Below are 22,879 nucleotides of genomic sequence, written 5' to 3'. Positions count from 1 at the left end.
CAATGAGGAGGGAATGACATGCTAGAGCCAGCTATTTTATTAACCATCGGCTTAGCCTTCCTCATTACGGTTCTATTGTCGCCGGTATTCATTCCGTTTTTACGAAGATTAAAGTTTGGTCAGAGTATTCGAGATGAAGGACCAAAATCACACCAGAAAAAATCTGGAACCCCTACAATGGGTGGAATTATGATTTTACTATCAATCATTGTGGCTACGCTTATCATGGCTAATCAATATGCAGAGGTAACATATCGCACATTCCTACTGTTATTTGTAACAATTGGCTTTGGATTGTTAGGTTTCCTAGATGATTTTATTAAGGTAGTATTAAAGCGAAATTTAGGTTTAACATCAAAGCAAAAGTTTTTAGGGCAAGTGGTTATTGCGATTATCTTTTACTTCATCGCTAGGCAATTTGAGTTTTCAACTGAGGTAACCATTCCAGGAATTCCAACACCAATTGATCTTGGTTGGTTCTATGTTATCTTCTTAATTATTTGGTTAGTTGGTTTCTCAAACGCAGTAAACTTAACAGACGGTCTAGATGGTTTAGTATCAGGTACAAGCGCAATTTCCTTTGGTGCTTTTGCTGTTTTAGCATGGAATGTAGGTCAATTTGAAATCTCTATTTTTTCAGTCGCTGTTGTAGGCGCGGTTCTAGGCTTTTTAGTATTTAATGCATATCCAGCAAAAGTGTTTATGGGAGATACAGGTTCACTAGCCTTAGGCGGAGCTATTGCAACGATTGCGATTTTAATGAAAATGGAATTTTTACTTGTTATTATTGGCGGTGTTTTTGTTATTGAGACATTATCCGTTATGATTCAGGTAGCATCATTTAAAACAACGGGCAGACGCGTGTTCAAAATGAGTCCATTACATCATCACTATGAGCTAAGCGGTTGGTCCGAGTGGCGCGTTGTTATGACATTTTGGGCTGTAGGGTTATTGTTTGCAATGCTGGGAATTTACATTGAGGTGTGGATATAAGTGAAAACAATTGATGGTTATCAAGGTAAACAAGTCCTTATTTTAGGGCTTGCAAAAAGTGGTTTAGCAGCAGCGAAACTTGTGAAGAGTTTAGGAGCAAAAGTGGTTGTAAATGATCAGAAACCATATGAGGAAAATGATGCAGCTCAGCAACTTGAAGCGATTGGAATTAAAGTCGTTTGTGGTCATCATCCGTTAGAGCTACTTGATGGCGTGGAGGTTATTATAAAGAATCCAGGGATTCCTTATTCCAATCCTCTGCTTCAAGAAGCATTAAAGCGCAAGCTCTCAATTATTACTGAAGTAGAACTAGCATATCAAATTAGCGAAGCACCTTTCATAGGGATCACAGGGAGTAACGGAAAAACAACAACTACTACGTTAATTTATAAAATGCTAGAAGAGGATCGTAAAAGTCCGCTAATTGCAGGTAATATTGGTACAGTGGCTTGTGAAGTAGCGCAGGAAGCAAAGCCGGAAAACGTTATTGTGACGGAACTTTCTTCTTTTCAATTGATGGGTATTGAAACGTTTAAACCTAAGATTTCTTTATTCTTGAATCTATTTGAAGCGCACCTAGATTACCACGGTACAAAGGAAGAGTATGCGCAAGCAAAAGCAAATATCTTTAAAAATCAAACACAAGATGATTTTGCTGTAGTTAACATGGATGATTCAGAAGTAAAAAAAGCAAGTAAAAGTATTGCTGCACAAATTGTGCCGTTTTCTGTTAATGAAGAAGTAAAAGACGGTGCCTACCTATTAAACAACCAGCTTTACTTCCGCAACGAAGCGGTTATGAATGTAAAAGATGTTGTTTTACCCGGTAAGCATAATTTAGAGAATATTTTAGCAGCGATTGCGGTCGTTAAGTTATTAGGTTGTTCAAATGAAGCGATATATCGAGTGCTTACAACATTTGCAGGAGTTAAACATCGCGTTCAGTATGTGACAACCATTAACAAACGTAAATTCTACAACGACTCTAAAGCTACTAATATATTGGCAACAAAAGTAGCGCTGTCTGCTTTTACACAGCCTACCATTTTGTTAGCTGGTGGATTGGACCGAGGTAATGAGTTTGATGAATTAAAGCCATCGTTTGAACATGTGAAAGCTGTTATTACATTTGGTGAAACGGCACCAAAAATTGAGCGTGTCGCAAAAGAAGCAGGAATACAAGTCGTTAAACGTGTCGATAATGTTAAACAAGCAGTAATTGAAGCATATGACTGTTCAGAAGAAGATGATGTTGTACTATTATCTCCAGCTTGTGCAAGCTGGGATCAGTTCAAAACTTTTGAAGAACGTGGAGACATGTTTATCAAGTCTGTGCATAAACTGAAATAAGGGCTTGTCTAAACACCTAGAAAACAAGAGCCCTAATCTATTGTTTCGAGGTGCATGACATTGTCGACGAAAAGGTCTACGCCAGATTTTTTTCTTATAATCGTTACACTATCTCTTTTAACGATTGGACTTATTATGGTTTACAGTGCAAGCGCGGTATGGGCTACATATAAGTTTGAGGATTCATTCTTTTTTGCTAAGCGTCAGCTTTTATTTGCTGGGCTCGGCATATGTGCTATGTTTGTCATCATGAACATTGACTATTGGACGTGGCGCACGTGGTCCAAAACGCTTGTCATTATTTGTTTTGTACTATTAATATTGGTTTTGATTCCGGGTGTAGGTTTAGTAAGGAACGGTTCTCAAAGTTGGATAGGTGTAGGCGCTTTTTCAATTCAGCCGTCGGAATTTATGAAGTTCGCAATGATTACCTTTTTAGCCAAATATTTATCGGAGAATCAAAAGAACATAACCTCTTTTAAAAAAGGCATGCTACCAGCTTTATCTTTTGTTTTCTTAGCTTTTGGTATCATTATGCTTCAGCCGGATTTAGGAACAGGAACCGTACTAGTTGGAACATGTATCGTTATGATTTTTGTCTCAGGAGCTCGTATTAGTCACTTTGTAGGTCTAGGGTTATTGGGGATTGGAGGATTTGTTGTACTTGTACTATCTGCTCCATATCGAATTAAACGAATTACATCGTTTTTAGATCCATGGGAAGATCCGTTAGGAAGTGGTTTTCAAATTATTCAATCCTTATATGCAATTGGACCAGGAGGGCTTTTAGGGTTAGGCTTGGGACAAAGCAGACAGAAGTTCTTCTACCTCCCAGAGCCTCAAACAGATTTTATCTTTGCGATTTTGTCAGAAGAGCTTGGTTTTATAGGAGGCTCACTAGTTTTAGTGTTATTTAGTTTGTTATTATGGCGTGGTATACGAGTAGCTCTAGGTGCGCCCGATTTGTACGGTAGTTTCTTAGCGCTTGGGATTATTTCAATGGTTGCTATTCAGGTTATGATTAATATTGGAGTAGTAACTGGATTAATGCCGGTAACCGGTATTACACTGCCTTTTTTAAGTTATGGAGGCTCTTCACTAACCTTAATGCTTGCCGCAGTAGGAGTATTGCTGAATGTTAGCCGCTATTCTCGCTATTAAAGATATGATACTAATGTAACGATAAACCGTCAATGAAACCTATGAAAAATAGGTGTTAATTGGCGGTTTATTTTGTTTCTTTACAGGTGTATGATATTTTTGAATGAAATGTTTTAAAAATGTAATGTTGTCATAACCAAATCTACTGTCAACTATGATATGATGTGAAAGATTGAGTGTTTTTTTATAATAAGCTAGCAAACCCTATTTACATAGGTTATTGCATGAAATATATTAAAACAATTGATAAAATAATATTGAAAGCTTCACTAAAATCTAAAATAGACGTACATTCTTTAGGTGAATGTCATACGATAAATAAATGTAATGATGGATGACAACAGTAAAAATGGTTAGTAGGAGGTTCTTATGGAAGCGTTAGTAAAAGAATTAATGGAATTAAATATTGGAAGAGTTCGTGAAAACGAACCGTTGTCCAAGCATACAACAATGAAGATTGGTGGGCCTGCAGATGTTCTTTTAGAACCAAGCTCTGTAGAAAATCTAAAAATAGCAATGGACATTATTCGCAAGCATAACGTGAAGTGGAGAGCTATTGGACGCGGCTCTAACCTATTAGTGTCAGATAAAGGAATTGAGGGTGTTGTCATTAAGCTTGGAGCAGGACTTGATGATTTACAAATTGACGGTGAGCGCGTTACAGTAGGTGGAGGATACCCTAGTATTAAACTTGCTACTGTTATTACCAAACAAGGTTTATCAGGGCTTGAATTTTCAAGTGGTATTCCAGGTTCAGTGGGCGGTGCAGTTTATATGAATGCAGGTGCTCATGGTTCTGACATGTCACAAATACTAGAAAAAGCTTACATTTTGTTTGAAGATGGAACGTTAGAATGGCTTTCAAATGAAGAGATGAAGTTTTCGTACCGCAACTCAATCTTACAAAAAGAGCGCCCGGGAGTTTGCGTGCAGGCAGTTCTACAGCTGAAGAAAGGAACTCGCGATGAAATCGTAGGGGTTATGCAAAAAAACAAAGATTATCGTCGTGAAACTCAGCCTTGGAACTTCCCTTGTGCAGGTAGTATTTTCAGAAATCCACTACCAAACTATGCGGGAGATTTAATTGAAAAGTCTGGCTTAAAAGGTTACTCAATCGGTGGAGCTCAAATTAGTGAAATGCACGGTAACTTTATTGTGAATACAGGCAACGGCACGGCAAGCGATGTCTTAGCATTGATTGATCATGTGAAAAAAACAATTAAAGAGCGCTTTGACATTGATATGCACACAGAAGTAGAAATAATAGGTCGTTAATGATAAAACAATGGAAAAAAGTGCAAAAACCAAGGGGATGGATCTTGATTGTATGCTATAATCAAGGTATTCTAACAAAGAATTTGGGAAAATGAGTAAGGGAGAGCAGGGAGCTTTCTCAACAGGGTAAGGGTGAAACAAAATGGATAAAGATAAAAGCAAGTTAATTGTTCTTGAAGATCGCGTGCCTAAGCTAAAAGAGCAGCGTAAGCATAAAGCAAATAGGCGGCTTATCTTTTATTTATCACTCTTTTTCATCCTTATTCTATTCATTGTATATTCGCAGTCATCCCTGAGTAATATTTCAAAAATTGAAGTTATAGGGAACGAATATGTGGGTAGTAAGGATGTTATAAAAGCAAGCAACCTAACAAATAAAACAAGCTATTGGGAAGTCGACAAAGATAAGGTCAGTGAGATGGTAGAAAAACATCCTGAAATTCAAACAGCGACGATTATTAAAAGCTTTCCTAATAAGGTAACAATTAAAGTGAAAGAATACGAGCGCACAGCATACGTATTTTCAAACGGTACATATTTCCCCGTCAATGAAAATGGAAAAGTTCTCAAAGCAATCAAGAGCAGCGAAATGATATCAAGTGCTCCTTTGCTTGTAGAATGGAATGACCCAGAAGCTATTCAAGAGATGGTACAAGAACTAGCGAAGACGCCGGTAAGCCTGGCAAGTTCTATTTCAGAGATTTATTATACGCCTACCAAAGCAGAACCCCTTCAAGTTGAGGTGTTTATGAACGATGGTAGAGAAGTTAGTGCTAAGATTAAAAATTTCTCAGAAAAAATCGTGTACTATCCGGCTATTGTAAAAGAGCTAACGCCAGAACAACAAGGTGTAATTGATCTGGAAGGAAACTCTTTTACACCATATAAGAAAAATGAACAGAAGAGTGATGAATAGCTGCCCATTCTTTGAATGGATAGAAATAACAGCGAGTGCAGAACATGATATAACCTTAATGTGTTAAAAAAGGTAACATAATTAGGTAAACGTTGAAATTTCGCTTTTCTAGCTTTCATTCATGGTGTAGACTTATAGTTATAGTAAATAGTTATTCTATGAAAAAATATGCGTTCAGTACAAAACTGTATTCAAACCGATTAACTGAATGAAATTGAAAGATTAACATGAAAAAGTCGAAAAAAATTGAATTTACAAAAGGGAAACAGCTTAGTTTGTTGAATATTTTCATATAATAAAAGCTAAATTGAAAGTTTGTTGTTCTTCTGACGTCAAAGTAGTAAAGATGTGTAGAATGTAAAAGGAGGTGCCAAAGAATGAACAGCAATGAAATATACGTTAGTTTAGACATCGGTACATCCAGTGTGAAAGTAATCATCGGAGAGATGAGTAACGATTCATTGAATATCATTGGTGTAGGGAATGTAAAGTCACACGGGTTAAAAAAAGGTTCTATCGTTGATATAGACGCAACAGTTCAATCAATTAGAAAAGCAATAGAACAAGCTGAAAGAATGGTTGGCATTACAATTAAAAAGGTAGTCGTAGGCATTAGTGGGAACCACGTGTTTTTACAAGATTGTCATGGAGTCGTGGCGGTATCAAGTGAAAATCGTGAAATTGCTAATGAAGATATTCACCGAGTAATTGATGCAGCACAAGTCATGTCCATTCCACCTGATCGTGAAATCATTGATGTTATTCCGAAGCAGTTTATCGTAGATGGATTAGAGGGAATTAATGATCCTCGTGGGATGATTGGCGTACGCTTAGAAATGGAAGGCACAATTATTACAGGGTCTAGAACGGTGTTACATAACTTATTACGCTGTGTAGAGAGAGCCGGTTTAGAAATCAGTGATATTTGCTTACAGCCACTTGCCTCTGGTTCAATTGCTTTATCTCGCGATGAAAAAAACCTAGGAGTTGCACTGGTTGATATAGGCGGAGGCTCTACGACTATTGCTATTTTCGATCAAGGACATTTAAAAGTGACGACCGTAGTAGCAGTTGGTGGGGAACATATTACAAAGGATTTATCAATTGGACTTCGAACATCAACAGAAGATGCAGAAGCTATTAAAATTAAGCATGGACATGCTTTCTATGACCATGCATCCGAAGAAGAGGTTTTTAGCGTACCTATTATTGGTAGCGATCAGCACCAGCAGTTTAACCAACTAGAAATCTCTGATATTATCGAAGCAAGATTAGAAGAGATTTTTGAAATGATAACGCAGGAAGTGAACCGTTTAGGATACAGAGATATTCCTGGTGGTTTTGTTTTAACAGGTGGCGTTGTAGCAATGCCAGGCATTTTAGAACTAGCACAAGTTGTGTTGAAAAATAACGTGCGCATTGCTGTACCTGATTATATTGGAGTTCGTGAGCCGCATTACACTACTGGTGTAGGCCTCATTAAGTTCGCTTATAAAAATGCAAAAATTCAAGGGCGTGAAATTGGAGCCCCAGTTGTGGAAGAACAGGTGTTTGAGGAAGAGTTTGTTCCAGCAGCGAAACCTCAGCAGCAACAAGTACAGCCACAGCAGTCAAGTGAGAAGCCAAAAAAGAAAAATGACCAAAATTTAATGAAGAAGTTCTTTGGATACTTCTTTGATTAACGTTACGGATTGGTAATTTCGATGAATTAGGAGGAACTATCATGTTGGAGTTTGATACAAGTGTAGACCAATTAGCAACGATAAAAGTAATCGGTGTAGGGGGCGGCGGTAACAACGCAGTAAACCGTATGATTGAACACGGTGTTCAAGGTGTAGAATTTATTGCAGTTAATACGGATGCCCAAGCGCTAAATTTATCAAAAGCAGAAACAAAAATGCAAATCGGCGCTAAGCTTACTCGTGGTCTTGGTGCTGGAGCCAATCCAGAGGTAGGAAAAAAAGCAGCGGAAGAAAGTAAAGAGCAAATTCAAGAAGCCTTAAAAGGTGCAGATATGGTGTTCGTTACTGCAGGTATGGGTGGTGGAACAGGAACTGGTGCTGCTCCTGTTATCGCTCAAATTGCAAGAGAACTCGGCGCTTTAACAGTAGGTGTTGTTACACGTCCGTTCACATTTGAGGGGCGTAAACGTTCTACTCAAGCAGCTGGTGGTATCGCTTCTATGAAAGAAGCTGTTGATACGCTAATTGTTATTCCAAACGATCGTTTATTAGAAATCGTAGATAAAAACACACCAATGCTTGAAGCATTCCGTGAAGCAGATAACGTACTACGTCAAGGTGTGCAAGGTATCTCTGATTTAATCGCGGTACCTGGACTTATCAACTTAGACTTTGCCGATGTAAAAACAATTATGTCTAACAAAGGCTCTGCATTGATGGGGATTGGTATTGCAACAGGTGAAAATCGTGCGGCCGAAGCAGCTAAAAAAGCTATTTCAAGCCCATTGCTTGAAACATCAATTGATGGTGCGCAAGGCGTACTAATGAACATTACTGGTGGAACAAACTTAAGCCTGTATGAAGTTCAAGAAGCAGCTGACATTGTCGCTTCTGCATCAGATCAAGAAGTAAACATGATTTTTGGTTCGGTTATCAATGAAAATCTAAAAGACGAAATCGTTGTTACAGTTATTGCGACAGGCTTTAGTGATCAAGACCTATCTCAAGGTAAGCCAGGACGTCCATCTTTAACAGCTAACCGTGTGCCGCAACAGCAACAGCCTGTGGCTGCTCCGCCAAAGCGTGAAGTGAAGCGTGAAGAGCCTGTTCAACAAGAATATTCTCGTCCAACGCAGCCTCAATCGTCATCAGATGATGCTTTAGATATTCCAACGTTCTTACGTAACCGAAATCGTAGACGCTAAAAAAATGCGCTGATCTTAAAAGAGATCAGCGTGTTTTTTTTTTTAATTCTTTGTTCAATAGATAAAGAATGACAAATATCGGATTATTTCCTCAAAAATACTGCTTGTTTCTCCCCATGAAATGACAGACTTTCTACTAGATTATGCTTTATACTAATTTTTAACAAAAGAGATTAAGAGGAATGGAGAGGTTCAATCATTGCCAATCTATTTAGATTTAATCTGGATTCTTAATTTTGGATTAGATACGATTTTGCTACTTTTATGCGCAACGGTTTTAAAGCGGCAGTTTAAATGGTGGCGACTTTGCTTAGGGGGATTTATTGGCTCTTTAATTGTACTTCTTATGTTTACTGAATTTTCTCATATTATGCTCCATCCTGCAGTTAAAATTATGTTCTCCCTCATTATGGTGTTAGTAGCTTTTGGGTATAAGCGTCTGCGTTTCTTTGTTGAAAATTTATTGACATTGTACTTTTCAACGTTTGTCGTAGGTGGTGGATTAGTAGGAATTCATTTCCTATTTGATCAACAATATTTGCTGGTAGATGAAATGGTGAGCACACAACCGCAGTTTGGAGATCCTATCAGCTGGTTATTTGTATGCATAGGTTTCCCTATTCTAGCCTATTTCTCTAAGGCGAGAGTTGAAGATATGAAAATGAAAAATATTACATTTGATCAGCTAGCAGATGTGAAGGTTAGTTTAAACGGTGTAGAAATTCATACAAAAGGTCTTATTGATAGCGGTAACCAACTTGTTGATCCATTAACGAAAACACCTGTTATGATTGTTGCAGCTTCCTTACTTGAAGAAGTCCTTCCTTCCTCCCTGCTTCAATTAAGTAAAAATGTCCAATCATTTTCGCATGATGAGGATATTGATCACGACTGGTATGCGAGAGTTAGATTTGTGCCGTATCGAAGTGTTGGACAGTCTAATCAGCTATTGATGGCTTTAAAGCCTGATCACGTAACGATTGTTCACAACTCCCAGGAAATTCATGTTGAAAAGGTGTTGATTGGAATTAGCCATACAACATTATCGGTTGAAGGACAATATGAATCAATTATTCATCCGAAGCTATTAGTCATTGGAGAAGTCAGCTCAGCTTCTTAATTTAAACAAAAATAAAAGGGGGAATTTGAATGTCTACATATCGTATTAGGTTACAGTTATGGTGGTACAAGTTATTAATCAAGTTAAAAATTAAAACGGATGAAGTATATTATATTGGCGGGAGCGAAGCATTGCCGCCACCTTTAACAAAAGATGAAGAAGAAGTATTACTGAAAAAACTTCCTTCTGGTGATGAGGCAGCAAGATCTTTATTAATTGAGCGCAACTTACGCTTAGTTGTTTATATTGCACGTAAATTTGAAAATACGGGGATTAATATTGAGGATTTAATTAGTATTGGGACAATAGGGTTAATAAAAGCAGTAAATACGTTTAATCCAGAAAAGAAGATTAAGCTAGCTACGTACGCATCGAGATGTATTGAAAATGAAATTCTCATGTACTTACGCCGCAACAATAAAATTCGTTCAGAAGTTTCGTTTGATGAGCCATTAAATATTGATTGGGATGGGAATGAGCTTTTGCTTTCGGATGTGATGGGTACTGAGGAAGATATCATTACAAAAGACTTAGAAGCCAATGTGGACAGGAAGCTCTTACTAAAGGCTCTACATCAGCTAAATGATCGTGAAAAACAAATTATGGAGTTAAGATTTGGATTAGCGGGTGGAGAAGAGAAAACACAAAAGGATGTAGCCGATATGCTTGGCATTTCTCAATCGTATATTTCACGATTAGAAAAAAGAATTATTAAAAGGCTTCGAAAAGAATTTAATAAAATGGTGTAACAAAATGCGGTAACAAGTAGGAGTTCTGATCCTGTTGTTACCGCATTTTGTTTCAGGAATAAAATGTAAGAAATTTGAATGTGCATATTTTTTCCTTTCAAGGAGATACTGAACTCAGAACATCATCTCCTGTGAGGAGGGAAAGAATTGACAAGAAATAAAGTAGAAATTTGTGGAGTAGATACTTCAAAGCTTCCTGTATTGAAGAATGATGAGATGCGCCTTTTATTTAAGGAGCTGCAAGCTGGTGATGAAACCGCTCGTGAGAAATTAGTGAGCGGTAATCTACGTCTTGTTCTAAGTGTAATTCAACGCTTTAATAACCGCGGAGAATTCGTTGATGATTTATTTCAAGTAGGCTGTATTGGGCTTATGAAATCCATCGACAACTTTGATTTAGGACAAAACGTGAAATTTTCTACATATGCTGTTCCGATGATTATTGGAGAAATTCGACGCTACTTGCGAGACAATAACCCAATTCGAGTATCGAGATCATTAAGAGACATTGCATATAAGGCACTTCAAGTGCGAGAAAGATTAATGAGTGAAACATCAAAAGAACCAACTGCAGAAGAAATAGCCAAAGTATTAGAAGTTCCACATGAAGATATTGTATTTGCGTTAGACGCTATTCAAGATCCAGTATCATTATTTGAGCCTATCTATAATGATGGAGGAGATCCTATTTATGTGATGGATCAGCTTAGTGACGAGCGAAATCGTGATTCTACTTGGATTGAAGAAATAGCCTTACAGGAAGGGATGCGTCGACTAAATGAGAGAGAAAAGCTAATTTTACGAAAGCGCTTCTTTCAAGGAAAGACTCAAATGGAAGTGGCTGATGAAATTGGGATTTCACAAGCACAGGTATCTCGTTTAGAAAAAGCAGCCATTAAACAGATGAATAAGAACATTCAAAGCTAATATTTTTGGCTTCATACGTATGATAAACCGCCGCATAGATTACTCTGTGCGGCGGTTTGTTTGATAGAAGAAAAAGCGCGTAAAATTACCTTTTCTTTCATGAAACCACTCAAGTTTAAATATACATATACAAAGGGATTTTTTCGTTTCTTAAAATGACGTGTTGGATAAGAGAGTAGGGGGAATAGGGATGTTAAAGATTTCTGAATTTCAAATTAAAGATGTAGTTAACGTAGCAGACGGCAAGCGATTAGGGCATGTGGGAGACATTGATATTGATTTGGCTACTGGTAAAATTCAGGCAATCGTCATCGGTAATTCAAGAATGCTTGGTTTTTTTGGGAAGGAAGAGGAAATTGTTATTCCGTGGCGAAACATCGTAAAGATTGGTTCTGACGTTATTTTAGTCCGCTATAAAGACAGCTATGAACTTGAAGAGAATTAATGTATTTTTATAAACAGCTATTCTCAATCTGTGGTACAATATTTGAGAACAATAGATAAAGGGTGTGTCACATACATGAATAAAGCTGCTTTTACAAAAAGCCATCATGAATCGTTTATGTGGCTTCGTCCATGGATGAATGAAAATAGTCAGCTGATTAGTGGCTTTACGACTAAAAATGGTGGGGTAAGCGAGCTCCAGTTTACGTCATTCAATCTAGGACTGCACGTACATGACAACAAAGAACACGTTATTTTAAATAGAGAAATGTTAGCTAACCATCTAAATATGCCCTTATCAAGTTGGGTTTGCGCTGAACAAGTACATAATTCAGTTGTACAAAAAGTAACGCGTAAGCAATCAGGAAAGGGAACGCATGTTTATGATGATGGAGTTGCACAAACAGATGGAATTTATACAAATGAATCAAACGTCTTGTTAGCACTATGCTATGCGGACTGCGTGCCTCTATATTTTTATGCTCCAAACCATCATATAGTAGGACTAGCTCATGCTGGATGGCAAGGAACGGTTAAAGATATTGCAGGTGAGATGGTTCGGAAATGGGTACAGGAAGAGAGAATACCTGTTGAAGATATTTATGCTGCTGTAGGTCCAGCGATTGAATCATGTTGCTATATTGTCGATGACCGCGTCATTTCAGCAGTGAACAAGATAGCGCCATCAGCGGACGTATATGTGCAAACTTCTCCCAATCAATATCGATTAGATTTGAAAAAACTAAACGTTTATTTGATGAAAAAAGCTGGTGTAAATGAAGCGAATATTACTGTTTCATCCTATTGTACAAGCTGTGAAGATGATCTATTCTTTTCGCATCGTCGCGATCAAGGTAAAACCGGTCGTATGTTTAGCTTTATAGGTTTTAAGGAGGATTGACTACATAGTGACAGCAAGCGTAGCAAGCAATTTAGAACAAGTAAAAGAACAAATTAAACTAGCCTGTGAGAAGGTAGGGCGTCATCCAGAAGAAGTAAAGGTTGTAGCCGTGACAAAATACGTATCTACTGAACGTGCACAAGAGGCCGTAGCTGCAGGTCTTATACACCTAGGGGAAAATCGTGACGAAGGTATGACGGAGAAATATGAGACAATTAGTAACAACGCTACATGGCACTTTATTGGGACGCTTCAAACGCGTAAAGTGAAAAATATTATCAACCAAGCATCGTACATCCACTCGTTAGATCGCTTATCGCTAGCAAAAGAAATTAATAAACGAGCAAGTGAACCAGTAAAATGTTTTGTGCAAGTAAATGTTGCTGAAGAAGAGTCTAAACATGGGTTATCAGCTGATGAGGTTGTTCCATTTATTCAAGCATTAGAGGAATACCCAAATGTTCAAGTGGTTGGACTAATGACAATGGCTCCTCATACAGATGATGAGCAGGTCTTACGAAGTTGTTTTAAAGACTTAAAAAAGCTACAGCAAGAAATTCAAACTCTTAATTTACGCTATGCTCCTTGCCAAGAGCTCTCAATGGGAATGTCAAATGATTATCAAATTGCTATTGAAGAAGGAGCAACATTTATTCGATTAGGAACCACGCTGGTTGGTTAAGAACGTTAAGGAGGTGTCAGGCGATGAGTATGAAGAATCGTTTTAAAAGCTTTTTTGCCATGGATGATGAAACAGAAGAGTACGTAGAAGAAAGATACGATCAAAAAGAATATGACAATGAACCTGCTGCTGTTCAACCTTCTAAGGCCCAAAAGCAAGTGAACAGTCAGCAACAAAATGTTATAAGCTTACAAAGCGTACAAAAGTCATCAAAGATGGTTTTATCTGAACCACGAGTCTATGCCGAAGCCCAAGATATTACCGACCATTTAAAGAACCGCAAAGTCGTTGTTGTGAATTTACAGCGCATTCAGCGTGATCAAGCAGTAAGAATAGTCGACTTTTTAAGCGGAACGGTTTATGCTTTAGGTGGTGACATTCAAAAAATCGGAACCGATATTTTTTTATGTACGCCAGACAATGTCGATGTTAGTGGCAGCATTTCAGATATGCTCACTGAACATGAAACAAGCAACGTAAAGAGGTGGTAACCGTATATGGAAATCGTACTTAGGATTTTACTCCAACTAATCGAGATTTACTCTTGGGCACTCATTATTTACATTTTTATGTCGTGGGTTCCGGATATTCGTGCATCTCGATTTGGACAAATGCTGGGAAGCATTTGTGAACCTTACCTTGAGCCGTTTCGACGAATCATTCCTCCGCTTGGAATGATTGATCTCTCACCATTGGTAGCTATTCTTGTGCTACGTTTTGCAAGTGGTGGACTCGTATCGCTATTTAGAATGTTAGGGTTCATATAAAAAGGAATCATTTGATTCCTTTTTTACATATGAGCAAGGAGAGTAGACATGTCTATTTATCAACATTTTCGAGAAGAAGAACGAGCATTTATTGACCTCGTATTGGAGTGGAAAGAAGATGTTCTTAATCAATATAGCCCAAAGCTGACGGACTTTTTAGACCCTCGCGAGCAGCAGATTGTTTCAGCTATCATTGGAACAGAAGGAGAAGTGCTTGTTTCGTTTGACGGTGGAAGTGAACAAGGAGAACGAAAGCGAGCGCTTTTGTATCCTGATTATTATGAGGCGAGAGATGAAGATTTTCAACTGAGCTACTACGAGCTGCACTATCCTAGTAAGTTTGTAAACGTGGAGCATCCTCAAGTACTAGGAGCTTTAATGTCGCTTGGGTTAAAACGGTCGAAGTTTGGTGATATTTTAGTGCAAGATGAGCGGATACAGCTGGTTATTGCCGATGAAATATCTTCTTACGTAGAAGCAAACTTCACTTCAGTGGGAAAAGCAAAAATATCCCTTGTGAAAAAAGGGCGTACAGAGTTGCTTCAAATTCAAAGTGAATTTCAGGAAAAAACGTATACCGTATCATCCATGCGGTTAGACGTTTTACTATCTACCATTTACAATCTATCTCGTCAAAAAGTGCAGCCGTTTATTGGTAATGGAGCGGTAAAAGTAAATTTTAAAACGGTTGAACAGCCTTCTTTTGAATGCAAAGCAGAAGATGTGCTTTCGTTAAGAGGGTTTGGTCGAAGTAAGGTCATATCCATTGAAGGGAAGACAAAAAAAGACAAGTGGCGAGTAGTTGTAGGAAAACAACAATAACAAAAATTGTAAGCAGGAAATAACAGAAATATGTCGAATATTCCATTACAAACAATGTAATGAGACAACGTGGAGGTGGCCTACATGCCTTTAACCCCTTTAGATATTCATAACAAAGAATTTAATCGTGGGTTTCGTGGATATGATGAAGACCAGGTCAATGAATTTCTTGACCAAGTAATTAAGGATTACGAATTAATTATTCGTGAGAAAAAAGAATTAGAAGCGCGAGTAACTGAACTTACTGAAAAGGTAGGACATTTTACTAACATCGAAGAAACACTGAATAAATCAATTTTAATTGCTCAAGAAGCAGCAGAAGACGTAAAGCGAAATGCAGAAAAAGAAGCGAAGCTAATTGTAAAAGAAGCGGAAAAAAATGCTGATCGTATTATCAATGAAGCTTTATCAAAGTCTCGTAAAATTGCGATGGATATTGAAGAGACGAAAAAGCAATCAAAAGTATTCCGTACTCGTTTTAAAATGTTAATTGAAGCTCAGTTAGAAATGTTAAATAGTGATGATTGGGATCAATTAATGGACTATGAAATGCCGGCGTTAGAAGAAAAAATCGACTAGTCAAGACAGAACCTTGACTTCTTTCGTTTTGTTGTCATATAATTTGGTAACAGATGAAATTTCATACGTATAGTACGGAGATAGGGACAGTAGTTTCTTGCATGATTACGTTTAGCGAACCGAGGAGGGTGAGAGCTCGGTCTAATCAAAGAAACGAATATCACCCTGGAGTATTGCTGCTGAAACGAAGTAAGCAGCGACGTGTTATTCACGTTACGAATGCTGAGAGGACAAGCGGAAGTGCAGTTTGTCTACAAGGGTGGTACCGCGGGAGACCTTCTCGTCCCTTTTTGGGATGAGAAGGTCTCTTTTTGTTGTAGCTATATACGGAATGAAATTTACGATTTTATGGAGGTTAGAACTTTGGAATATAAAGATACGTTATTAATGCCGAAAACAGAATTTCCTATGCGTGGAAATTTGCCAAATCGTGAGCCACAAATGCAAGAAAAGTGGGCAGAAATGGATATTTATGCAAAAGTTCAAAAGCGTACAGAAGGTCGTCCGTTATTCGTTTTACATGATGGCCCTCCTTATGCAAATGGTGATATTCACATGGGTCATGCACTGAATAAAATCTTAAAGGACTTTATCGTTCGCTATAAATCTATGTCAGGTTTTTGTGCACCTTATGTACCTGGTTGGGATACGCACGGTTTACCAATTGAAACAGCTTTAACAAAGAATAAAAAAGTTAACCGTAAAGAAATGAGCGTTGCTGAATTCCGTAAGCTTTGCGAACAGTACGCGTGGGAGCAAGTGGAAGGTCAGCGTGAACAGTTTAAACGTTTAGGTGTACGTGCTGATTGGGATAATCCTTATGTGACACTTCAGCCTGAATACGAAGCTCAGCAAATTAAAGTGTTTGGAGATATGGCGAAAAAAGGTTATATCTACAAAGGGCTAAAACCAGTTTATTGGTCTCCATCTAGTGAATCAGCGCTAGCAGAAGCTGAAATTGAATATTACGATAAGCGTTCTGCTTCTATTTACGTTGCGTTTAATGTAAAAGATGGTAAAGGCGTAGTGGAAAGCGATGAGAAATTTATCATCTGGACAACAACGCCATGGACAATGCCGGCAAACTTAGCTATCGCTGTAAACCCAGAGCTTCAATATAGCGTAGTGGCCGTAGATGGTGCTAAATACATCGTGGCATCAGAACTTGTTGAGACCGTTGCAAAAGAAATTGAATGGGTTGAATATGAAGTAGTGCGTACTATGAAAGGTGCTGAACTTGAGCACGTAGTAGCAGAACATCCAATTTACAAGCGTGATTCTCTACTCGTTTTAGGTGACCATGTTACAACTGATGCGGGTACTGGTTGTGTTCATACGGCTCCAGGACACGGGGAAGATGATTTTATTGTGGGTCAAAAATACGGTTTAAGTGTACTTTGTCCAGTTGACAGCAAAGGTCACATGACAGAGGAAGCACCTGGATTTGAAGGCTTATTCTATGACGAAGCAAACAAGCCAATTACAGAAAAACTTCAAGCCGAAGGCGCGCTGTTAAAGCTATCGTTTATCACGCATTCATATCCACATGACTGGCGTACGAAAAAGCCGACAATTTTCCGTGCAACAGCGCAATGGTTTGCATCAATTAAAGACTTCCGCAAAGAGTTATTAGAGGCAGTAGAAAAAACACAGTGGGTTCCTGCTTGGGGCGAAACGCGTCTTTATAACATGGTTCGTGATCGTGGAGACTGGTGTATTTCTCGTCAACGCGCATGGGGCGTACCAATTCCTGTGTTTTATGCTGAAAATGATGAGCCGATTATTACGGATGAGACAATTGAGCATGTATCAGAGCTTTTCCGTCAGCACGGTTCGAACATTTGGTTTGAGCGTGAAGCAAAAGATTTATTACCAGAAGGCTTTACTCATCCTGGTAGTCCAAACGGTCAGTTTACAAAAGAAACGGATATTATGGACGTATGGTTTGATTCTGGATCTTCTCACCAAGCTGTACTTGAAGAGCGTGAAGGGTTACAGCGTCCTGCTGACCTTTATTTAGAAGGATCTGACCAATATCGCGGTTGGTTTAACTCAAGCTTATCTACAAGCGTTGCTGTAACGGGTGAAGCACCTTATAAAGCCGTTTTAAGTCATGGTTTTGCTTTAGATGGTGAAGGTCGTAAAATGAGTAAATCACTTGGTAACACGGTTATTCCAGCTAAGGTTATGAAACAGTTAGGTGCAGATATTCTACGCTTATGGGTAGCGTCTGTTGACTACCAGGCAGATGTACGCGTATCTGATAACATCTTGAAACAAGTAGCTGAAGTATATCGTAAAATTCGTAATACGTTCCGATTCCTATTAGGAAACCTGGCAGATTTCAATCCACAAACGGATGCAATTGCAGTAGAGCAGCTTCGCGAAGTGGATCGTTACATGCTAGTTAAGCTAAATAAATTAGTCGATAAAGTCAAAAAATCATACGATGCATATGAGTTCTCAAGTATTTATCATGCGGTTCATAATTTCTGTACAATTGATATGAGTTCGTTCTATTTAGATTTTGCAAAAGACGTATTATATATCGAAGGTGCAAACAACGTAGAACGTCGTAGCATTCAAACCGTTCTTTACGAAACGCTACTATCTCTAACAAAGTTAGTATCTCCAATCCTTTCTCATACAGCTGATGAGGTATGGGTTCACATTCCAAACGTAGAAGAAGAAAGCGTACAGCTAGTGGATATGCCAGAAGTGAAAGAAATTGCTGGTGCAGATGAGCTAGAGAAGAAGTGGGATGCGTTTATGGAACTACGTGATGAAGTGTTAAAAGCACTTGAACAAGCTCGTAATGAAAAGGTAATCGGAAAATCTCTTGAAGCGAAGTTGACTCTATACCCAAATGCTGAGACGAAGCAATTGTTAGCATCTATCTCAGAAAATGTAGGTCAATTGTTTATCGTTTCAGCCTTAGAGATTGCTGGTGATGTAGCAGATGCACCGGAAACTGCACAGCGCTTTGAGCATGCAGCAATCGCTGTAACACCTGCTGAGGGAGAAAAGTGTGAACGTTGTTGGACAGTTACAACAACAGTTGGTTCAGACTTAGCTCATCCAACATTATGTGCAAGATGTGCAGATGTTGTGAAAACGAACTACGTTCAGCAGTAAATGGAAAAAGCACGCTCTTTATGAGCGTGCTTTTTTTTGAGGAGAAAAGACTGTACGAAATTCCCAACACCTATTGCTATTAGGTTTTTCAATGAAGGAAAAACTTGTCGTGTTGTATTCGTCCTCATATCGGTAACGATAAAATCAAGAAGATTGATTTCATCGATAAGGAGGCGGTTTAATGTACGAGCAGTACCTTTCAATTGGACAAGAACTATCAGTTATAAAGGAAGAACTACAAGAACGCCTAATTCAATATGATGGTAATACGAATGAGATGAAATATGACCCCTATAAAGAACGATATGTTATTGATATGATTAAAGCAGATTTAAAAGATGTAGAGCGAGCTTTAGCAAAGCTCGATGTTGGAGCGTTTGGAATAGATGAAAATACAGGGGAGCAAATGTGTATTCATAAATTAAAAGTTATTCCAACGGCCAGAACGGAACAAGATTTATTTGTTTTATGGTAAGAAGCGAGAAAAAATATAAAATGTATGCTAAAATGCTGTAGTATGGATTCGTTTGACTTTACGGCAGGAGGAAACGGCTTTGTTTTATTATATGATCGCTTTAGCTATTATTATTTTTGACCAGTTAACAAAGTGGATTGTAGTTAAAGAAATGGAACTTGGTGAAAGCATTCCGGTGGTTGAAAACTTTTTGTATATTACTTCACATCGAAACAGAGGAGCAGCTTGGGGCATCTTAGAGGGACAAATGTGGTTTTTTTATGCCATTACTGTTGTTGTTGTAATAGGGCTTATCGTGTATATTCGCAAAATAAATAAAGCGGATAAGTGGCTTGGAGTAGCGCTTGGACTGATGTTAGGTGGAGCAATAGGAAACTTTATTGACCGTGTTTTTCGCCAAGAAGTGGTGGATTTCGTTAATACATACATTTTCACATACGATTTTCCAATCTTTAACGTTGCGGATTCAGCATTGGTAGTCGGTGTTGGAATTATGTTTATCCTCACGTTATTTGAAGGAAAGCAAAAGAAGGAGAGCACGAAAGAATGAGCGTAGTTGAAATTATTATTGAAGAAGGACAAAAAAGTGAACGTATTGATAAGGTATTAGCAACTGCTAATGCAGAATGGTCACGTTCACAGGTTCAGCAGTGGATTAAAGATGAGTGTGCAAAAGTAAACGGCGATACGGTAAAAGGAAACTATAAATGTAAAGTTGGGGATGTTGTCACTTTAGAGGTCCCTGATTTAAAAGAACCAGATATTGTTGCTGAAGAAATGGATTTAGATATTTACTATGAAGATGAAGATGTGTTAGTCGTTAACAAGCCTAGAGGTATGGTTGTTCATCCAGCTCCAGGCCATTATACAGGAACCCTTGTAAACGGCTTAATGGCTCACTGCAAGGATTTATCCGGTATTAATGGAGTAACGAGACCAGGAATCGTACATCGTATTGATAAAGATACCTCTGGACTGCTAATGGTAGCAAAAAACGATATGGCTCATGAATCACTTGTAAATCAGCTTGTTGCTAAAACAGTAACGCGACGTTACAAGGCGATTGTACACGGCGTTATTCAACATGATCATGGTACAATTGATGCACCAATTGGCCGTGATAAGCAAGATCGTCAAAGCATGACCGTTACAGATGATAAATCTCGTGATGCCGTAACGCATTTTACAGTATTGGAACGTTTTAAAGATTTTTCTTTAGTGGAGTGTAAGCTTGAAACGGGAAGAACCCATCAAATTCGCGTTCATATGAAATACATTGGTTTTCCACTTGCAGGAGACCCAAAGTATGGACCGAAAAAGACGCTTCCTATTGAGGGACAAGCACTTCACGCTGGCGTTTTAGGCTTTGTACATCCTCGTACAAACGAGTATATCGAGTTTGAAGCACCTGTACCAAAAGTATTTGAAGAAATGCTGGAGCTACTTGAAAAAAGAAGTTGACAAGAAGTAAACAAACTGTCATACTGTAGATAACTTAATGAGAACCTTTAAAGACAGTCCCGTGAGGCTGAGAAGGAAACGTTCAAAAACGTGGGGTATTTCTACCCTTTTCTACAGATTAACGTAGACGTTTTAATCCTCTCACCTTAGCGGTAGAGGATTTTTTTATGTCACAATTGGGGTGAAGAACAGATGAATGTAAAAGCAACTGTACTAGATAACCAAGCAATTCGTCGCGCATTAACAAGAATCGCGCATGAGATTATTGAAAAGAATAAAGGGATTGATAACTGCGTCCTTGTTGGAATCAAGACGCGTGGAATTTATATAGCAAAGCGTCTAGCTGAGCGTATTGAACAAATTGAAGGAAAAACGCTACCAGTTGGAGAGCTAGATATTACGCTTTACCGAGATGATTTATCAAAAGTAACGAATAATGATGAGCCACTTGTAAAGGGATCGGATATCCCTACAGATATTACAAGCAAAAACGTCATATTGGTTGATGACGTATTGTATACGGGTCGTACGGTTCGTGCAGCGCTGGATGCGCTCATTGATATCGGCAGACCTGAGCTAATTCAGCTAGCTGTGCTTGTGGATCGAGGCCATCGAGAGCTTCCGATTCGTGCGGACTACGTTGGGAAAAACGTGCCAACAGCGAAGTCAGAAAAAATTGCCGTTCAGTTAGCAGAAGTTGATGAACTGGACCAAGTAGCCATTTACGAAAAATAATATACACGCCCTTTTAAACGGTAGTCCCGTGAGGCTGCAAAAGGGGGAAACACTGCGTGAAGCAAATGATTTGTCATGTTGTTTTATGCTGTGGAAACCTCTTTGCGCACTTGTGTAAAGAGGTTTTTTTATGGGCGTAAAAGGAGAAGAGAAAAATGAAACAACAAATTATACTCGATATACACGATCGACCAAGTCCGATAAAATGGTTAGCTCTTAGTATTCAGCACCTGTTTGCGATGTTTGGAGCAACGATTTTAGTTCCGTTTCTAGTAGGATTAAGCCCAGCCGTAGCACTTGTATCAAGTGGAGTGGGGACCCTGGCATTTCTGCTAATTACGCGAGGGCAAGTACCGGCTTACCTTGGGTCATCCTTTGCGTTTATCGCACCAATTATTTCAGCCAAAGCAACGCTTGGACCTGAACAGGCCATGGTGGGGTGTTTCCTAGCAGGGTTAGTATACGGAATTGTAGCTCTTGTTATTAAAGGAACAGGAATTAACTGGGTCATGAAGATATTGCCACCAATCGTAGTAGGGCCCGTTATCATTGTAATTGGCTTGGGCTTAGCGAACACGGCTGTAAGCATGGCGATGAATGATGCTGATGGGAATTACAGCAGTCAATACCTGCTTGTAGCCCTTGTTACACTCGCTATTACGGTCATTTGCTCAGTATACTTTAAAAATATTATTAGCTTGATTCCAATCTTTATCGGAATTGTTGGAGGCTATCTTTTTGCCTATACACAAGGCTTAGTAAGCTTAAAAGAAGTAAAAGAAGCACCATTCATTGCAGTCCCAGATTTTTATATTCCATTCGTGTCCTACACGCCATCGATTTCGCTAGGCATTATTCTAGTCATGGTCCCTGTAGCTGTAGTGACGCTTTCAGAACATATTGGACATCTGCTGGTGTTAAATAAGATTGTGGATCGTAACTATATTGAAAAGCCAGGCTTGCATCGCACTGTGTTAGGTGATGGAGTTGCAACGATGCTTGCAGGCTTAATCGGAGGTCCTCCTAATACAACATACGGTGAAAACATCGGAGTACTTGCAATTACAAGAGTGTTTAGCGTCTTTGTACTAGGAGGAGCAGCGGTCATTGCCATCTTGTTTGGATTTAGTGGAAAAGTGACGGCGCTTATTTCAAGCGTACCTTCACCAGTCATGGGTGGTGTATCAATCCTCTTGTTTGGAATTATAGCTGCATCAGGGCTGCGCATGATGGTTGACGGACAGGTTGACCTTGGAGATAAACGCAACTTAGTCATCGCATCAATCATTCTCGTATTAGGAGTTGGGGGAGCACACCTTGAGCTTTCTGAACAAGTACAGATCGACGGAATGGCACTTGCAACGATTGTAGGAATCATCTTAAACCTTGTACTGCCAAAATCGAAAGAACAAGAAGCTGTGACTTCAGAAGTGGAAGAAATGCAAGGAAATCAAAAAATTTCATAAACGCCTTTTAAAAGAAATCCAGAGAGGTTTCCAA

Annotated in this window: 23 protein-coding genes and 1 other annotated feature; all 23 genes read left to right on the top strand. The window is 38.7% G+C overall.

Going from position 1 to position 22,879, the window contains the following annotated elements:
* Positions 1–18: 18 nt before the first annotated feature.
* The 23 genes from mraY (at position 19) to NIZ91_15985 (ending at position 22,845) form a co-directional block, all read left to right on the top strand.
* A complete protein-coding gene (mraY, locus tag NIZ91_16095) occupies positions 19–993 on the top strand; it encodes a phospho-N-acetylmuramoyl-pentapeptide-transferase (protein USY54257.1) in 975 nt (324 codons plus the stop codon).
* Complete coding sequence (gene murD, locus NIZ91_16090; protein ID USY54256.1) at positions 994–2,343, top strand: UDP-N-acetylmuramoyl-L-alanine--D-glutamate ligase; 1,350 nt, start codon at positions 994–996, stop codon at positions 2,341–2,343.
* 60 nt (positions 2,344–2,403) lie between these two features.
* A complete protein-coding gene (spoVE, locus tag NIZ91_16085; GenBank protein ID USY54255.1) occupies positions 2,404–3,504 on the top strand; it encodes a stage V sporulation protein E in 1,101 nt (366 codons plus the stop codon).
* 369 nt (positions 3,505–3,873) lie between these two features.
* On the top strand, positions 3,874–4,779 hold the full coding sequence (murB, locus tag NIZ91_16080) for a UDP-N-acetylmuramate dehydrogenase (protein ID USY54254.1): 906 nt from the start codon (positions 3,874–3,876) through the stop codon (positions 4,777–4,779).
* A 142-nt stretch (positions 4,780–4,921) separates the two neighbouring features.
* Positions 4,922–5,695: a cell division protein FtsQ/DivIB gene (locus NIZ91_16075; protein ID USY54253.1), complete on the top strand. Its 774-nt coding sequence runs from the start codon at positions 4,922–4,924 to the stop codon at positions 5,693–5,695.
* A 377-nt stretch (positions 5,696–6,072) separates the two neighbouring features.
* Positions 6,073–7,377, top strand: coding sequence for a cell division protein FtsA (gene ftsA, locus NIZ91_16070; GenBank protein USY54252.1), 1,305 nt, complete (start codon positions 6,073–6,075; stop codon positions 7,375–7,377).
* A 41-nt stretch (positions 7,378–7,418) separates the two neighbouring features.
* The gene (gene ftsZ / locus NIZ91_16065; protein ID USY54251.1) at positions 7,419–8,582 is read left to right on the top strand and encodes a cell division protein FtsZ; all 1,164 of its coding nucleotides are present in this window, start codon (positions 7,419–7,421) and stop codon (positions 8,580–8,582) included.
* A 199-nt stretch (positions 8,583–8,781) separates the two neighbouring features.
* The gene (gene spoIIGA, locus NIZ91_16060) at positions 8,782–9,702 is read left to right on the top strand and encodes a sigma-E processing peptidase SpoIIGA (GenBank protein ID USY54250.1); all 921 of its coding nucleotides are present in this window, start codon (positions 8,782–8,784) and stop codon (positions 9,700–9,702) included.
* 29 nt (positions 9,703–9,731) lie between these two features.
* On the top strand, positions 9,732–10,451 hold the full coding sequence (gene sigE, locus NIZ91_16055) for an RNA polymerase sporulation sigma factor SigE (protein USY54249.1): 720 nt from the start codon (positions 9,732–9,734) through the stop codon (positions 10,449–10,451).
* A gap of 147 nt (positions 10,452–10,598) precedes the next feature.
* On the top strand, positions 10,599–11,378 hold the full coding sequence (sigG, locus tag NIZ91_16050; GenBank protein USY54248.1) for an RNA polymerase sporulation sigma factor SigG: 780 nt from the start codon (positions 10,599–10,601) through the stop codon (positions 11,376–11,378).
* A 190-nt stretch (positions 11,379–11,568) separates the two neighbouring features.
* On the top strand, positions 11,569–11,823 hold the full coding sequence (locus NIZ91_16045; protein ID USY54247.1) for a YlmC/YmxH family sporulation protein: 255 nt from the start codon (positions 11,569–11,571) through the stop codon (positions 11,821–11,823).
* A gap of 75 nt (positions 11,824–11,898) precedes the next feature.
* Entirely contained in the window at positions 11,899–12,723 is an 825-nt protein-coding gene (pgeF, locus tag NIZ91_16040; protein USY54246.1) for a peptidoglycan editing factor PgeF, read from the top strand.
* A 7-nt stretch (positions 12,724–12,730) separates the two neighbouring features.
* Complete coding sequence (locus tag NIZ91_16035; GenBank protein USY54245.1) at positions 12,731–13,405, top strand: YggS family pyridoxal phosphate-dependent enzyme; 675 nt, start codon at positions 12,731–12,733, stop codon at positions 13,403–13,405.
* A gap of 23 nt (positions 13,406–13,428) precedes the next feature.
* Positions 13,429–13,896 carry a cell division protein SepF gene (locus NIZ91_16030; GenBank protein ID USY54244.1) on the top strand — a complete coding sequence of 156 codons (468 nt, stop codon included), beginning with the start codon at positions 13,429–13,431 and terminating at the stop codon, positions 13,894–13,896.
* 6 nt (positions 13,897–13,902) lie between these two features.
* On the top strand, positions 13,903–14,172 hold the full coding sequence (locus tag NIZ91_16025) for a YggT family protein (protein ID USY54243.1): 270 nt from the start codon (positions 13,903–13,905) through the stop codon (positions 14,170–14,172).
* Between the two features lie 48 nt (positions 14,173–14,220).
* The gene (locus tag NIZ91_16020; GenBank protein USY54242.1) at positions 14,221–14,994 is read left to right on the top strand and encodes an RNA-binding protein; all 774 of its coding nucleotides are present in this window, start codon (positions 14,221–14,223) and stop codon (positions 14,992–14,994) included.
* Positions 14,995–15,078: 84 nt separating this feature from the next.
* Positions 15,079–15,573: a DivIVA domain-containing protein gene (locus NIZ91_16015; GenBank protein USY54241.1), complete on the top strand. Its 495-nt coding sequence runs from the start codon at positions 15,079–15,081 to the stop codon at positions 15,571–15,573.
* Positions 15,574–15,641: 68 nt separating this feature from the next.
* Positions 15,642–15,864: a binding site (T-box leader), on the top strand.
* 72 nt (positions 15,865–15,936) lie between these two features.
* Complete coding sequence (ileS, locus tag NIZ91_16010; protein ID USY54240.1) at positions 15,937–18,708, top strand: isoleucine--tRNA ligase; 2,772 nt, start codon at positions 15,937–15,939, stop codon at positions 18,706–18,708.
* Positions 18,709–18,889: 181 nt separating this feature from the next.
* The gene (locus tag NIZ91_16005; protein ID USY54239.1) at positions 18,890–19,183 is read left to right on the top strand and encodes a conjugal transfer protein TraR; all 294 of its coding nucleotides are present in this window, start codon (positions 18,890–18,892) and stop codon (positions 19,181–19,183) included.
* A gap of 79 nt (positions 19,184–19,262) precedes the next feature.
* Positions 19,263–19,733 carry a signal peptidase II gene (lspA, locus tag NIZ91_16000; protein ID USY54238.1) on the top strand — a complete coding sequence of 157 codons (471 nt, stop codon included), beginning with the start codon at positions 19,263–19,265 and terminating at the stop codon, positions 19,731–19,733.
* Entirely contained in the window at positions 19,730–20,644 is a 915-nt protein-coding gene (locus tag NIZ91_15995; protein USY54237.1) for an RluA family pseudouridine synthase, read from the top strand. The genes lspA and NIZ91_15995 overlap by 4 nt, the downstream gene beginning before the upstream one ends.
* Before the next feature lie 192 nt (positions 20,645–20,836).
* A complete protein-coding gene (gene pyrR / locus NIZ91_15990; protein USY54236.1) occupies positions 20,837–21,379 on the top strand; it encodes a bifunctional pyr operon transcriptional regulator/uracil phosphoribosyltransferase PyrR in 543 nt (180 codons plus the stop codon).
* Between the two features lie 155 nt (positions 21,380–21,534).
* Entirely contained in the window at positions 21,535–22,845 is a 1,311-nt protein-coding gene (locus NIZ91_15985; GenBank protein USY54235.1) for an NCS2 family nucleobase:cation symporter, read from the top strand.
* Positions 22,846–22,879: the final 34 nt, after the last annotated feature.

Source organism: Bacillus sp. 1780r2a1, from assembly GCA_024134725.1.
Classification (GTDB): Bacteria; Bacillota; Bacilli; order Bacillales; family Bacillaceae_H; genus Priestia; species Priestia aryabhattai_A.
Note: the sequence above shows the minus strand (reverse complement) of the source record. Positions and strands in the feature narration are given on the sequence as shown.

Coding starts and splice junctions, on each gene's coding strand:
- NIZ91_15995 (USY54237.1), top strand. CDS start 19,730: ATGAGCGTAGTTGAAATTATTATTGAAGAAGGACAAAAAAGTGAACGT.
- pyrR (USY54236.1), top strand. CDS start 20,837: ATGAATGTAAAAGCAACTGTACTAGATAACCAAGCAATTCGTCGCGCA.
- ftsA (USY54252.1), top strand. CDS start 6,073: ATGAACAGCAATGAAATATACGTTAGTTTAGACATCGGTACATCCAGT.
- NIZ91_16005 (USY54239.1), top strand. CDS start 18,890: ATGTACGAGCAGTACCTTTCAATTGGACAAGAACTATCAGTTATAAAG.
- pgeF (USY54246.1), top strand. CDS start 11,899: ATGAATAAAGCTGCTTTTACAAAAAGCCATCATGAATCGTTTATGTGG.
- sigE (USY54249.1), top strand. CDS start 9,732: ATGTCTACATATCGTATTAGGTTACAGTTATGGTGGTACAAGTTATTA.
- mraY (USY54257.1), top strand. CDS start 19: ATGCTAGAGCCAGCTATTTTATTAACCATCGGCTTAGCCTTCCTCATT.
- murB (USY54254.1), top strand. CDS start 3,874: ATGGAAGCGTTAGTAAAAGAATTAATGGAATTAAATATTGGAAGAGTT.
- NIZ91_16045 (USY54247.1), top strand. CDS start 11,569: ATGTTAAAGATTTCTGAATTTCAAATTAAAGATGTAGTTAACGTAGCA.
- NIZ91_15985 (USY54235.1), top strand. CDS start 21,535: ATGAAACAACAAATTATACTCGATATACACGATCGACCAAGTCCGATA.
- NIZ91_16075 (USY54253.1), top strand. CDS start 4,922: ATGGATAAAGATAAAAGCAAGTTAATTGTTCTTGAAGATCGCGTGCCT.
- NIZ91_16025 (USY54243.1), top strand. CDS start 13,903: ATGGAAATCGTACTTAGGATTTTACTCCAACTAATCGAGATTTACTCT.
- NIZ91_16015 (USY54241.1), top strand. CDS start 15,079: ATGCCTTTAACCCCTTTAGATATTCATAACAAAGAATTTAATCGTGGG.
- NIZ91_16020 (USY54242.1), top strand. CDS start 14,221: ATGTCTATTTATCAACATTTTCGAGAAGAAGAACGAGCATTTATTGAC.
- ftsZ (USY54251.1), top strand. CDS start 7,419: ATGTTGGAGTTTGATACAAGTGTAGACCAATTAGCAACGATAAAAGTA.
- NIZ91_16030 (USY54244.1), top strand. CDS start 13,429: ATGAGTATGAAGAATCGTTTTAAAAGCTTTTTTGCCATGGATGATGAA.